This window comes from Syntrophaceae bacterium (genome assembly GCA_013177825.1).
In the GTDB taxonomy this organism is placed as follows: domain Bacteria; phylum Desulfobacterota; class Syntrophia; order Syntrophales; family PHBD01; genus PHBD01.
This window is the reverse complement of sequence record JABLXX010000003.1, coordinates 206,805-219,207: the sequence shown is the minus strand read 5'-3', so window position 1 is coordinate 219,207 and position 12,403 is coordinate 206,805. Positions and strand designations below refer to the sequence as shown.

At 62.3% G+C, this 12,403-nt stretch carries 14 protein-coding genes; 2 read left to right on the top strand and 12 right to left on the bottom strand.

What is annotated here, in order from left to right; genetic code table 11:
• Positions 1-144: 144 nt before the first annotated feature.
• Positions 145-1,449 (top strand): PhoH family protein, encoded by a 1,305-nt coding sequence (locus tag HPY65_08650; GenBank protein NPU84547.1) that lies wholly within the window; start codon positions 145-147, stop codon positions 1,447-1,449.
• A 147-nt stretch (positions 1,450-1,596) separates the two neighbouring features.
• Here the strand turns inward: HPY65_08650 and HPY65_08645 are convergent, their stop codons facing one another.
• The 12 genes from HPY65_08645 to phnC form a co-directional block, all read right to left on the bottom strand.
• A complete protein-coding gene (locus HPY65_08645; GenBank protein NPU84546.1) occupies positions 1,597-2,520 on the bottom strand; it encodes a sugar phosphate isomerase/epimerase in 924 nt (307 codons plus the stop codon).
• Positions 2,508-3,671: an alpha-D-ribose 1-methylphosphonate 5-triphosphate diphosphatase gene (locus tag HPY65_08640; GenBank protein ID NPU84545.1), complete on the bottom strand. Its 1,164-nt coding sequence runs from the start codon at positions 3,669-3,671 to the stop codon at positions 2,508-2,510. Before HPY65_08640 ends, HPY65_08645 begins: the two co-directional genes overlap by 13 nt.
• A complete protein-coding gene (gene phnL / locus HPY65_08635) occupies positions 3,668-4,360 on the bottom strand; it encodes a phosphonate C-P lyase system protein PhnL (protein ID NPU84544.1) in 693 nt (230 codons plus the stop codon). Before phnL ends, HPY65_08640 begins: the two co-directional genes overlap by 4 nt.
• An 11-nt stretch (positions 4,361-4,371) precedes the next feature.
• Positions 4,372-5,211 (bottom strand): ATP-binding cassette domain-containing protein, encoded by an 840-nt coding sequence (locus HPY65_08630; protein ID NPU84543.1) that lies wholly within the window; start codon positions 5,209-5,211, stop codon positions 4,372-4,374.
• Positions 5,208-6,089 carry an alpha-D-ribose 1-methylphosphonate 5-phosphate C-P-lyase PhnJ gene (locus HPY65_08625; GenBank protein NPU84542.1) on the bottom strand — a complete coding sequence of 294 codons (882 nt, stop codon included), beginning with the start codon at positions 6,087-6,089 and terminating at the stop codon, positions 5,208-5,210. Before HPY65_08625 ends, HPY65_08630 begins: the two co-directional genes overlap by 4 nt.
• A complete protein-coding gene (locus HPY65_08620) occupies positions 6,055-7,161 on the bottom strand; it encodes a carbon-phosphorus lyase complex subunit PhnI (protein ID NPU84541.1) in 1,107 nt (368 codons plus the stop codon). Before HPY65_08620 ends, HPY65_08625 begins: the two co-directional genes overlap by 35 nt.
• A 1-nt stretch (position 7,162) precedes the next feature.
• Positions 7,163-7,738: a phosphonate C-P lyase system protein PhnH gene (gene phnH, locus HPY65_08615; GenBank protein ID NPU84540.1), complete on the bottom strand. Its 576-nt coding sequence runs from the start codon at positions 7,736-7,738 to the stop codon at positions 7,163-7,165.
• Between the two features lie 22 nt (positions 7,739-7,760).
• Complete coding sequence (locus tag HPY65_08610) at positions 7,761-8,201, bottom strand: hypothetical protein (GenBank protein NPU84539.1); 441 nt, start codon at positions 8,199-8,201, stop codon at positions 7,761-7,763.
• Positions 8,198-8,635 (bottom strand): GNAT family N-acetyltransferase, encoded by a 438-nt coding sequence (locus HPY65_08605; protein NPU84538.1) that lies wholly within the window; start codon positions 8,633-8,635, stop codon positions 8,198-8,200. The genes HPY65_08610 and HPY65_08605 overlap by 4 nt, the downstream gene beginning before the upstream one ends.
• 29 nt (positions 8,636-8,664) lie before the next feature.
• Entirely contained in the window at positions 8,665-9,522 is an 858-nt protein-coding gene (gene phnE, locus HPY65_08600; protein ID NPU84537.1) for a phosphonate ABC transporter, permease protein PhnE, read from the bottom strand.
• Between the two features lie 66 nt (positions 9,523-9,588).
• Complete coding sequence (gene phnD / locus HPY65_08595; protein ID NPU84536.1) at positions 9,589-10,458, bottom strand: phosphonate ABC transporter substrate-binding protein; 870 nt, start codon at positions 10,456-10,458, stop codon at positions 9,589-9,591.
• 40 nt (positions 10,459-10,498) lie between these two features.
• Positions 10,499-11,308 (bottom strand): phosphonate ABC transporter ATP-binding protein, encoded by an 810-nt coding sequence (gene phnC / locus HPY65_08590; protein NPU84535.1) that lies wholly within the window; start codon positions 11,306-11,308, stop codon positions 10,499-10,501.
• A 372-nt stretch (positions 11,309-11,680) separates the two neighbouring features.
• On the opposite strand from phnC, the gene HPY65_08585 reads away from it, so the two are divergent.
• Positions 11,681-12,385, top strand: coding sequence for a response regulator (locus tag HPY65_08585; protein ID NPU84534.1), 705 nt, complete (start codon positions 11,681-11,683; stop codon positions 12,383-12,385).
• Positions 12,386-12,403 lie beyond the last annotated feature (18 nt).

Genomic DNA, 12,403 nt, shown 5'->3' with positions numbered 1-12,403 from the left:
CCTTCCTACCGGCCCGGCTGCGGCCGTCACTCGAGCTACTTCAGAGGATACACACCGCCTTTGTCCGCCCGGGACAATCAGTCGGCGTATCGGTCCCGGGGGAAAGTCCGTCCCATTGCTTCAACCACGGAGGAACATGATCCCATGGTAAAATTGTTTGTTCTCGACACGAATGTGCTGCTCCACAACCCGGGAGCCATTTTCTCCTTTGAGGATAACGATGTGGTGATTCCCATTGCGGTCATCGAGGAGATCGACAATCAGAAACGCAGGCAGGACGAAATTGGGCGGAACGCCCGCGTCGTTTCGCAGGAACTCGACAAAATGCGCGAGTCGGGATGCCTGTCCGCGGGGGTGCCTCTTCCCGGGGGAGGGCGGCTGCGTATCGAACTCAACCATCAGGAATGCTGCGACGAATTCCCTCCCGGTTTCGATCCCCGCAAGACGGACAACCGGATACTTTCCCTGGCCTGGAGCCTGAACCGGGACTTCCCGGGACGGGTCTTCCTGGTCTCGAAGGATCTCAACCTGCGCGTCAAATCCGACGTGCTGGGCATCCCCGCCCAGGATTTCTTCAGCGACAGGATCAACTACCACGAGCTCTATACGGGATGGGGGAATGTAGACGTAACATCTGAAGAATTAGACGCTTTCTTCCGGGATGGACATCTCGAAATGAACGGCCGCGGCCCCGGCCGGCCCCACCAGTTTTTCGTGATGAAAAATCGCGCCCTGCCCTCCCGGTCGGCGCTGTCGCGCTTTTTCCGCGGGGAGCTGAGGCCGCTGGTCCACGGGGAAAGCACGAATCAGGGCATCAAGGCGCGCAACAAGGAACAGCGGTTTGCTCTGGAGCTGCTGCTCAACGATCAGGTGCGGGTGGCGACCCTCGTGGGCCGCGCCGGAACGGGCAAGACGCTTCTGGCCATTGCCGTGGGTCTGGAAAAAGTCATGGAACAAAAGGCCTACTCGCGCCTGCTCATCACCCGTCCCGTCATTCCGCTCGGCAACGACCTGGGCTTTCTCCCGGGGTCCAAGGAAGAGAAGCTCAGGCCCTGGATGCAGCCCATCTATGACAACCTGGAGTTCATCTTCAGTAACAACCAGGAGCCGCACCGGATCATCGAGCACATCATGGACCGCGGCATCCTCGAGATGGAGGCCCTGGCCTATATCCGGGGGAGGAGCATCCCCAGACAGTTCATCATCTGCGACGAGGCGCAGAACCTGACCCCGCACATGATCAAAACGCTGATCACCCGCGTGGGCGAGGGCACGAAGATCGTCTTCACGGGCGATCCGGAGCAGATCGACCACCCCTATCTCGACTCCAGCAGCAACGGCCTGAGTTATCTTGTGGAGCACCTGAAGGACGAGGAGATCGCCGGCCACGTCACCCTCCTCAAGGGCGAACGGTCCCAGGTGGCGGAAATGGGGGCGAGGCTCCTGTAAAGGGTGGGACTGGGTAACGGCGACGGGATTCATCCGTCCGGAGGGCAATGAATCCCACAGCCTTCCCCGGCCGGCGGACCGGAACAGGATGGCGGAACCCCGGCCCTTCCCCGCTCGGCAGATCGACGATACCGGGCGGAGGCCCGGTCATGCCTGCAGGTTTCGCAGGATCGCCTTCAGATTCTCTACGGACTCCTTTGTGTAATCAAAATAGCGGCTTCGCAGTTCCGTGATCATCAGGCCATCGTAGGAGCCGGCAAAGGTCTTCAGAATCGCCCCGATGGGAACTTCCCCCCAGCCCACGGGCATGTGGGCGTCGCCTCGCCCGAAGGGGACGAGGTGGGTCTGCTGCTTTTCCGTGTAATAGACCGGAAGGCCGAAATTATCGTGGACGTGCACGTGGGCGACAAATTCCCGAATCTCCGCGGCCGCTTCCACGGGATCGAAGCCGTAATGCCCCGCCGCCAGGTAGAGATGGCCGACGTCCAGGTTGATGCGGACGTTGGGCCTGGCAATGCGGACGACCTGCTCCAGCAGCTCCCGGGGATTTTCGGCATAGCAATAGGGGGAATGGTATAGATAGGGACGCGCGTTCTCGATACAGATGCAGACGGCGGGATACTCGTCGGCGAGGTCGCGGACAGCCCGGGCCTCCCGGTCGAGCAGGTCTCGCCGCTCCTCCTCCGACAGCATCAGGTAACCGGGAACGGCGAACCGCTCCTCGGAGACGTAACGGCCGGCATGATAGACTACTACGCCTGCGCCGATCTCGGAGGCAAACTCCAGGCTGGCCCGGAACACGCTTTCGTGTAGGGTCCGGTTGTCGTCGTCCATCAGGTTAAGCGGGTTCGGCGCATGAACGGTGTACGCAAATCCGTAATCCCAGAGAAGCGTCTTCAACTCCTCGAGCCGTCGGTGATGAAGGCGGCCGTGAACGACAGCGTCGAGCCCGTGGACGGGCAGTTCCACCGCCTCCAGTTCCAGGCCGTTAAATTCATTCAGGTCCCGGCGGAGCGGGTCCAGCCGCCCGTCGATCCGGACCTCGTCAATTTTACTGCCTATTTCAACCATGTCGCAAAGATCTCCCTTCCCTCGATGCATGTTTTGCAGATCCGGTGAACCCCGCCTCCGTTCCGGACCATGACCAGGTCCGCCGCCTTGCCTTCCTCGAGGGAACCCGTTTCGTCCTCGATCCCGAGGGCCCTTGCCGGAAAGAGGCTCGCCATGTTCACGGCCCGGTGCAGTGGCAGGATGCCCAGCCCGTCCAGCGTGAAGACGGCGTGCAGCATGCTCATGGGGGCGTAGTCGGAGCAGATGATGTCGCCGCAGCCCGCCGCGATGGCGTCCCGGGCGCTCAGGTTCCGTGCCTGGGAATTGCCCCGGACGATGTTGGGCGCACCCAGACAGACGAACAATCCTCTTTCGCTGGCGGTGCGGACGGCCTCCATGTTGACGGGAAACTCCGTAATCCCGATGCCCTGCTCGCAGAGCCACTCGATTTTCTCCCGGCAGTCGTCGTCGTGGGAGGCCATCGGAACGCCGGACCGGCGACAGGACTGAATGATCCGTTCAAGGTTGGACTTCATGTGCCTGCGGGCCTTCCGCTTCCGATCGATGATGGCGCGGAGCTCCTCGTCCGTTTTCCGGTAGACGGCCTGATAGTAATTCCGGAAGGACACGACTTCGCGAAACTGCCCCTGTCCCGGCGAGTGATCCATGATGGACAGGAGCTGGATCTTCCCTTCCTCCAGCAGCGACTCCAGTTGCGGGATCGCGGCGCCGTCGCTGATCTCGAACCGCGCGTGCACCCGGGTCCGCACATGGAGCCGTTCCGCCGTGTCCCGGATCTTCGAGATGATGCCGGCGGCCATGCGGTTGGACCGGACCCCGATTTCATCCTCCGCAAAGGAGATCGAGTGGTAAATCGTCGTCACCCCACAGGCGGCAAGCTTCTTGTCGAGCTCGTACAGGACGATGTCCAGGGGGAAGAGCGCATTGGGCCGGGGTTCGAGGTCCTTTTCCAGGGCGTCGCTGTGCATATCGATGAAACCCGGCAACAGCCAGCCGCCTCCCGCGTCGATGCGCATCCCGCCGTTGCCGATGGATCCGTCGCGGATCTTGTAGAGGCGTCCCTGGCGGATGGAAGCGGAGGCACCGTCCAGGGTTCCTTCCGGCGTTACGATGCGGGCGTTTTCGATGATGAAGTCTCTATGTTCTTTCATGGACAGCCGTTCCCGTTGCCGAGGTCGAGAACCCGATCGGCAACGGCCTTCATGGAGGACCGGTCATGGAAAACGCCGATCAGGGCGGTTCCCTTTCGCTTGAGTTCCTTCAGCAACTCGATGACGATCCGCCGGGAGCGCCGGTCCAGCGACGCCGTGGGTTCGTCGAGAAGGAGAAGCCGGGGCTCCCAGATGACAGCCCTGGCGATGTTGATCCGCTGCTGCTCCCCCCCGCTGAACGTGGCCGGATAGGCGTCGTGCAGCCCGGCGGGGATGGCCAGCCGCTCCAGGAGCACAGAGGCCCGGCGCCTGGCCTCATCGGAGTCCTCCCCCTGCCGGAGCAGGGGCTCAGCGACCACGTCCACGGCAGCGACGCGCGGGACGACCCGGAGAAACTGGGAAACGTATCCCATTTCCCGGTTGCGGATTCGGAGCAGCGTCTGCTCGCTTCCATCGGCCAGATTGACCTTCCCGTGGCGGTTGGAGGCAAACCAGACTGCGCCCGTCGTGGGCAGATAGGTCCCGTAGATACACTTGAGAACGGAGCTCTTCCCCGAGCCGCTCCGCCCCGCCAGTCCGAGAAATTCTCCCGGCGAAAGCCGGAAGGACACGCCGCCGAATCCCTCGATGACTTTCCCGCCGAGGATATGGACGGTAAACGTCTTGGACAGATTGTCGACTTCAAGCATCCTTGCACCGCCTAAAGCTGGGAGCTGACAAGCAGCTGCGTGTACCCGTGCTGCGGATCCTCGAAGATCTGGTCCGTCAGCCCCGATTCGACGACCCGCCCATAGCGCATCACCAGGGTCCGCTGGCAAAGGAGGCGGATCACCCCCAGATCATGGGACACCACGATCATCGCGATGCCGAGCTCCCGCTGGAGGCTCCGGATGAGGTCCAGCACGCGGGCCTGCACCGAGAGGTCGAGGCCCGTCGTCACTTCGTCCAGCAACAGCACCTGGGGGTTGTTCGACAGCGCCTTGGCGATCTGCACACGCTGCTGCATCCCGCCGCTGAAATTGGCCGGGGGCTCGTCCATCCGCTCCAGGGGAATTTCCGTACGCTCCAGCAGATCGGAAGCGCGCCTGCGGATCTCCGAAACGTTCCGCCAGCCCGCGGCCAGAAGCTTTTCGGCAATGTTGCCGCCGGAGCTCACCTGCATCCGCAGGCCCAGATAGGGATTCTGGTAGACGATGCCCATGAATCGGCTCCTTACCTGTCGCTGCCGGAAGGAACTCTGCCGCAGGAGATCCCGCGGTGCGGAGATTTCCTCCCCGTTGTGGAGATAGATCTCTCCCGCCGTCGCCTCGTGTTCGAAATGGATGAGCCGGACGAGGGTGCTCTTGCCCGAGCCGCTTTCGCCAACGACTCCCAGAACCTCCCCGGGATGGATCTCCAGGGAAACGTCCCCGCAGCCCACGACGGTTCCGCAGCGGGTACATCGGTTCCCTTCCTCCGGGGAGACACCGCCGGGAAGGCAATGTTCGCATCCGTCTCCGAACAGCTTCGTAATCCCCCGGACCTCGAGCAGCGGCTTCATCGCCCGCACCTCTTGTCGCAGTAGCCCGTATCGGAGCAGAAATACAGCCGGCTCCCCGAGATATCGTCAATGATCTCGTCCAGGTAAACGTCCGTGGCGCCGCACCGCTCGCAGGCCCTGCCCCGGAAGTCCTCGACCCGGAACCGGTAATCCTCGAATTCCAGCGGCTCGACGGGCGTGTGGGGAGGAACGGCGTAGATCCGCTTCTCGCGCCCCGCACCGAAGAGAAACAGCGTCTCGGCCATGTGGAGCTTTGGGATGTCCCAGCGCGGGATCGGGCTCGGATCCATGATGTAGCGGCCGTTCACCGTGACGGGGTAGCGGTAGCCGATCGTGATCTCGTCGAACTTCACAATGTCCTCGTAAAGGAAGAGCCACATGCGGCTGTAGTCCGCCTCGGCATGCATGCGCCGCGTGACCCGTTCCGACGGCTCCACCTCGCGCAGCGCCTCGGGATAGGGAACCTGAAGAACCAGGATCTGCGCATCCGTCATGGGTTCCTCGGGGATGCGGTGGCGCGTCTGGATGAGCGTTGCCTCGCAGGTGTCCGTCGTCGTCCGGACGCCCGTCACCTCCCGCATGAAGCGCTTGATGTTGACGGCGTTCACGCTTCCGTCGCAGCCCTGGTCGATGACCTTGAGGACGTCATCGGGGACAATGATGGACAGCGTCACCTGGATGCCGCCGGTTCCCCAGCCGCGGGCTACGGGCAGCTCCCTCGACCCGAAGGGTACCTGGTAGCCCGGAATGGCGACGGCCTTCAGGATCTTCCGCCGGACCTCCCGTTTCGACACCTCGTCGAGAAAGGCGAAATTGTAGTCGATCCGGCTCCGGCGGCCGTTCCTATTTTTTCCGCTGATCCACTCGTTGAGATTCATGGATTTCCTTCGCTCTCCGTAGGCGGTCGAGGTCCGACTGGAAGTCCACGTAGTGGGGAAGCTTCCAGTGATTGCAGAAGCCCATCGATTCGATCCCGTCGATATGGGACAATACGAACTCGCCGTCTTCCGACGGAGTCGCGCCGCCCCCGGTCTGGATGGACCTGTCCAGGATAGCCATGGAAATGGCCTTGACCTCGTTGTGGCCGAAGCAGAGCCCGTATCCGACGGTGAAGCGCGGACCGTCCGTCTTTTCCGTGAATTTGGCCAGGATCTCCGCCTCCGTGACCCTGACTTCCCCCGCCGTGTACAGCTCCCCGCTCAAGGGATGGCGGACACAGACCGGCATGTACCCCACGCGCAACTCCCCGATGGTGGGGTGGATGTTTCCGTAGCCACGCATGTTGGAGTAGGCCAGCAAAAGCAGGCCTCCCGTTTCCCCGCGGGCCATGGACTGCAGGGCGGCGCTCCGGGGGGCGGGAAAAAGAAGGGACTCTTTCGTGACGTCACAGGCCGCACCGTCCCGGTTGGACCTCTTTGTTTCGACGATCAGATTTTCCCGGCGCAGGATGTCGACCACCTTCGGAAACTCCTCCGGCAGGGGGTCCGCCGATTTCGCGCCGCGCAGGATTTCATTTACGAGTTTCATCCTGCGGATCTTGGAGCTGTTGCCCGTTTCAAAATTCAGCAGCCTCAGGGTGTAGTCGTTCGTGGAGCCCAGAATCTGCCCACCCGGGACGTCCTTGAAGGCAGCTGAAATCCTTCGGACAACCCGCATCCGGGTGGAGGGCTGGGCGATCGAATAACCCAGGCGAGGCCTCGTTGTCCGGTAGGCCCTGAGCAGGAAGGCCGCCTCCAGGGTATCCCCCGCGGCCTGCCGTACAGCCATGGCGGCCAGATCCGGCGCATAGAGGGATCCCTCTCCCATGACACGGTCGACGAGCAGGAAGAGCTGGTCCCGGATCTGGTCGATGCCCAGAGGTGCCGCATCCCCCTTCATGCCCTCGAAGAGAAAGGCGCGGCAGGCGTTTTCGATGGCCTCGGTACCGCCCTTGACCGCAACATATCCCATGCTATCCCTCCATGATCCGGATGTCCGTCGAGCGGGGGATGCACAGGATGTGGCCGGCATCGTCGACAAAGACGGCGTCCACCCCCAGGGGAAACTCGGTGTTCGCCTCCCGGAGATACTGCAGTTCCCGTTTTTCCAGACCCTGGAAGGCACCCAGCAGGATCTCCTCCCGGATGCCCGGCCCTTTCAGGGCCGCCCGGGGCCGGACTTCAACACCGCATAGCAGCGAGCGCACCTGGAAGACGATGGTGGCCGACGCATCCGGGTATTGCAGCGTCCCCCGTTTCGCCCGGAGAACCTCCCCGGCACTGTCCCCTTCAGCGACGATGACGAAATCCGCCTGCCTGACGTCCGCCACACGGCACCTCGTCCGGCCGGCAATCTGCGACGGCAGATCCTCCATCCCTCCGCCCCCGATGACGGAAACGCTCACCTCATGATCGAGCAGGCCATCCAGAAGCAGCAGCAGCGCTCCCCAGGGCTTGCGCATCGCCGACGGAGCCGGTGGCAGCGTGCAGACCCGGCCCGGGCGGCTCATGGCCAGCAGAAGTTGCCGGAACACCCGCTGTGCCGTCATTTCGGCATTCGAAATCCGCATGTCAGGTCCTTTTCATCGTCTCGAAATCCACCCGCGTCCGGGCGATAAGGGAGTCTTCCTTTCTTCGTCGGGCCTCCAGCTTCTTCGCCTCCGCGTTCAGGAAACGGTTCATCCGTTCCCGGAGGATCCGGTTCGAAGAGGCCCCGACTGCCTCCACCGAAGCCCGGGCCATCGCCCGTATCGCGTCGTCGCCGACCACCATTCCGTAACCGCGGCAGCCCGCATATTCCACTTCGACCTCGGTAACGAGGACCTCGCCCAGGTAAAACTCCTCCTCGAAGGAGTCCAGGGCCGACATCATCACCAGACCCGTCTGGGGACCGTGCACGATGGAGATTTCCTCGGCCGGAACCAGACCGAGCAGCTTCCGGACGGCCCGCTCGGGCATCTGCATGATGTACTCCGGGAGAGGTTTTCCCGGTGCAACCGGCATCTGTTTCATGTCATGTCCACTTCAAAGCTGTATCCGTGTTCGCGGAATCCCAGCGAACGGTAGAACCGGTGGGCGTCTTTGCGGTTGCGGTTGCTCGAAAGCACCATCTTATAACAGCCCTTTTCCCTGCAGAGGGCCATGGCAAAGCGCATCATCGCCGCTCCGATCCCCCGTCCCCTCCATCCGTGGAGGACCACGACGTCCTCCACGACGCCCGAGGGCGCCCCGAGGTGGGCGAAGTTGTCCATGGTGAGCAGGGTGAAGGCGCCCAGGACCTGCCCGTCGCGAACGGCCGCATACAGCCGATAGTCGGGATAGCTTCGCATCTTCAAGAACAGCTGGTGCGCGGCAGTGCCGTCGAGCACCCGCCCGTCGTCCATGCCGAGCTGGCCGAAGAGCGGCAGTACGCGGGGAAGATCGGCCGCCCCGGCCTCCCGGATCATGAGATTCCGGATGAGTCCTTCGTCCACGGTCAGGTGTACCTCCTGCGGATCACGGCGCTCAACCGGTCCACGAGCGCCACGGTGGCGACGATGACGATCAGGATCGTGGTCACGTCCTGGTTTTCGTAGCTCCTCAGCTTGTCGTAAAGGTAGACGCCGATCCCCCCGGCGCCGGTGAATCCCAGGATCGTCGCCGAGCGCACGTCCGACTCGAACCGGTAGAGGGTCATGGAGACGAAGTAGGGCGTGATCTGCGGGATGACGGCATAGCGGATCACCTTGAGGGGGCCGGCCCCCGTGGCCATAAGCGCCGTGACCGGCTCGGGCTGCACGTTTTCGATGCCCTCGGAAAAAAGCTTGATGAGCACCCCCGAGGTGTGGATTCCCAGCGCCAGGATCCCCGGCATGGGACCGAGCCCGACGGCCGCAACGAAGATCAGCGCCCAGACCAGCTCGTTGATGGAGCGAGAGAGGTTCGCGAAAAAACGGATCGTCGTGTACAGGACCTTCCGGAACAGGAGCGGGGCGATGCGCCCGCCGGGAAACAGGATCTCCAGCGTATTGCGCGAGGCTGCAAAGGCCAGGGGAAAGGCGATCACCACCGAGAGGATGAGTGCCAGGACGGCCATCTGCACGGTTTCCAGCATGGACAGGAGATACCGGTTCAGGCCCGCGCTCTTCAGGCTCGGCGGGAAGAAACCGCTCTCGGCGATTTCGGGATTCCCCCGGAGGTAGACGACCATGTTGTGCCAGCCGTCGAGCAGGGCGGTGACGCTCATCAGCGTCGACTGCCAGCTCCAGGCGACGACAATCAGGGTCAGGAGCACCATGGCCAGGTTGAAGGGGCTGAACGGATTCGTTTTTTTCTTGATGGTTGCCAGCGGCATGATTTGTTCCGAACAGGGGGCGGACGCAGGAGCCCACCCCCTTAAGGGAAGCGGACAGGAGAACCGCTATTTCTTGATCCTGTTCTTCACATCCATCAGCGCCCGGACCGGATCATAAGTTCCGTCCGCAACGGGGGCGTAACCCTTGATCTTCAGCATCTCAAGGCCCTTCGGGTCGCCGTAGGACAGAAAAGCCTTCGCCAGGGCCTTCTTCAGGGAATCCGGCAGGTCCTTCCGGTAGGCCATGGGCGAGCCGGGGATCAACTGCGACTTCCAGATGATCTCGAAGTCCTTCTCCGAGTTCCACTGCTTGCCGTTGCCGCGGGCCATGTCGAGATCGTTGGTCGAGGCGGCGTCGATCTTCCCTGTCTTCACGGAAATCATGGAGGCCTCGTGGCTGCCGGAGTAGATGACCTTGGAGAAATACGTCGCCGGATCGATTTTCAGGTCGTTGAGGAAGTGGACCATCGGAACGAGGGTCCCGCTCGTGGAATTCGGATCCACGAAGGCCCAGACCTTCCCCTTCAGCGCGGCCACGGTCAAGAGCCCCGATCCTTTCTTCGTGATGATGAGACCGTGGTATCCATTCGACCCGTCCTTGCTGACTTCGATGACGAATGCCTCGGCGCCGGCCCGCTTGGACGCCTCCACGTAAGACTTGGGCCCGAAGTAGGCGAAATCGACATGCTTGAACTGCATTCCCGTGATCACGCCGGCATAGTCCGTGGCCACCTTGACCTCGATGGGCAGGCCGAGCTGCTTCTCCAGGTGCTTCACAAGGCTGTCGAAGCGCTCCGTGATGTTGGCCGACGAGTCCGTCGGGATGATGCCGAAGACGAGCTTCTTCGGCCAGCCGGCCGGCGCGGCGAGAGCGGGTCCGTTGAGGAAAAGCAGGACAAGGGTCGTGGCGGTCAGGATTGTGAGCATTCTCTTCATGGGGTTCTCCTTTTTCATGGATTTTTTTTCGGTTTTGGACTCAGGCGTTCAGCGCCGCCTCGGTGACAAAGGGCCGGAAGGGAGCCATCCTTTCGCCAGGGTCTGACGCCTCGTTCCGGTCGGACCCGCTGTAGATGGCCCGCACGATTTCGTCCGTCAGGGACGAAGGGGAACCGTCGAATACAATCCGGCCGTCCCGGACTCCGAGGATCCGCGTGCAGAAGTCGCGGACATAATCGAGCTGGTGCAGGTTGGAGATCACGGTGATGCCGTACGTTTCATTGACGATACGCAGGGTATCCATGACCCGACGGGCGCTCACGGGATCGAGGGAGGAGATGGGCTCGTCCGCGAGAATGATCTCCGGCTCCTGGGCCAGCGCCCGGGCGATGGCCACCCGCTGCATCTGCCCTCCCGACAGCCGGTCGCAACGCTGCAGTGCCGCGTCCTGGATGCCGACAACACGCATGCATTCCCAGATCCGGTCGTACTGGCTCGATGTGTAGTACTTGATCATCGCGGGCAGCAGGCACATCCGCCCAAGCATTCCGCCGGCAATGTTGTCCACGACTGTCAGGCGCTTGACCAGGTTGAATCCCTGGAAAATGATCCCGACCCGCGAGCGGAGACGCTTCAGGGAGGAATTGGCAATCCGGTGAACGGGTTCGCCCAGGACGTGCAGCTCTCCCCCGTAAATGGCGACGCCGGCATTGAAGGACATGAGCAAGGTCGACTTGCCCGCTCCGGAGGGCCCGATGATGCTGATGAACTCTCCCTTGCGGATCTGCAGGTCGACATCGGGCAGGACCACGTGTTTCCCGTAACCCAGGGCAAGGGCTTGCGCTTCGATCTGAACCACGGAGGACCTCCTTCAGGAGAATTTGCGGCCGGGGCAGGTTCCGTCCGGTCTGTTGCGGGTCCCCTTGTAGGGCATTCATGTTACGGGACGATGATGGACTTGTGAAAGTTTTGTGAAAGGATCATCGATTGTGACAATTCGATGAAAGCCGGGTGTCAGATCCATGAAATATTTTGATCTGCGACACGCCCGGTCGGGAGCCGGACCTTATCCCATCCCGCCGATCTGCTGTATTTGACGGTTATCCGGCAGTTCGCTTCCGATCCATTTGGGGGAGCAGGACATGATTGAGGGAATGCTTTCTCTTCTGTATAATGCATTTCGAATAACATTCGAATCTCTCTGAAAAGGAGGACGGGCCCGATGGCGTCCCGCATCCTCGTAGCCGACGACGAGAAAGACATCGTGGAACTGATCGCCTTCAACCTGGCGAAGGAGGGGTTCGACGTCATCAAGGCCTATGACGGAGAGGCCGCCCTGGAACTGGCCCGGAGCGGCAACCCCGACCTGCTGCTCCTGGACCTGATGCTGCCGGGCATTCCTGGGCTCGATCTATGCCGGATGCTGCGTCGTGACCTCCGGACGACGTCCCTCCCCATCATCATGGTCACGGCCCGGGGGGATGAAGTGGACCGCGTCCTCGGTCTCGAGATGGGGGCCGACGACTACGTGACAAAACCCTTCAGCGTCCGGGAGCTCGTCGCCCGGGTCCGGGCCGTCCTCCGCCGGCGGATGGAGCAGAAAACGCCGCCGGAAGAGATCATCGATGGAGGCCCAATCAGGATCAACCTCTCCACGTGCGAGGTTTCCGTGGGCGACCGCCGGGTGGAGCTGAGCGCCAAGGAACTTCGGCTTCTCGCCTTCCTGGCCCGCCGGCCCGGCCGGGTCTACACCCGGGACCAGATCCTGGAGCAGGTCTGGGGCGACGAGGTCTACGTCGAGCCGCGCACCGTGGACGTCCACATCAAGCGCCTTCGCGCCCGTGTCGAGGAAAATCCGGAAAAACCGCGACTAATCCAGACCGTCCGGGGAATCGGATACCGGCTTGCCGACGGCACGCCGGAATAGCGTCCAGACGTAACCTAT

Excerpts from the sequence above, each read along its gene's own strand:
- phnD (NPU84536.1), bottom strand. The coding sequence starts at position 10,458 with ATGAAGAGAATGCTCACAATCCTGACCGCCACGACCCTTGTCCTGCTT.
- HPY65_08640 (NPU84545.1), bottom strand. The coding sequence starts at position 3,671 with ATGAAAGAACATAGAGACTTCATCATCGAAAACGCCCGCATCGTAACG.
- phnL (NPU84544.1), bottom strand. The coding sequence starts at position 4,360 with ATGCTTGAAGTCGACAATCTGTCCAAGACGTTTACCGTCCATATCCTC.
- HPY65_08645 (NPU84546.1), bottom strand. The coding sequence starts at position 2,520 with ATGGTTGAAATAGGCAGTAAAATTGACGAGGTCCGGATCGACGGGCGG.
- phnH (NPU84540.1), bottom strand. The coding sequence starts at position 7,738 with ATGACGGCACAGCGGGTGTTCCGGCAACTTCTGCTGGCCATGAGCCGC.
- HPY65_08620 (NPU84541.1), bottom strand. The coding sequence starts at position 7,161 with ATGGGATATGTTGCGGTCAAGGGCGGTACCGAGGCCATCGAAAACGCC.
- HPY65_08650 (NPU84547.1), top strand. The coding sequence starts at position 145 with ATGGTAAAATTGTTTGTTCTCGACACGAATGTGCTGCTCCACAACCCG.
- phnE (NPU84537.1), bottom strand. The coding sequence starts at position 9,522 with ATGCCGCTGGCAACCATCAAGAAAAAAACGAATCCGTTCAGCCCCTTC.
- HPY65_08605 (NPU84538.1), bottom strand. The coding sequence starts at position 8,635 with ATGATCCGGGAGGCCGGGGCGGCCGATCTTCCCCGCGTACTGCCGCTC.
- HPY65_08610 (NPU84539.1), bottom strand. The coding sequence starts at position 8,201 with ATGAAACAGATGCCGGTTGCACCGGGAAAACCTCTCCCGGAGTACATC.
- HPY65_08625 (NPU84542.1), bottom strand. The coding sequence starts at position 6,089 with ATGAATCTCAACGAGTGGATCAGCGGAAAAAATAGGAACGGCCGCCGG.
- HPY65_08585 (NPU84534.1), top strand. The coding sequence starts at position 11,681 with ATGGCGTCCCGCATCCTCGTAGCCGACGACGAGAAAGACATCGTGGAA.
- HPY65_08630 (NPU84543.1), bottom strand. The coding sequence starts at position 5,211 with ATGAAGCCGCTGCTCGAGGTCCGGGGGATTACGAAGCTGTTCGGAGAC.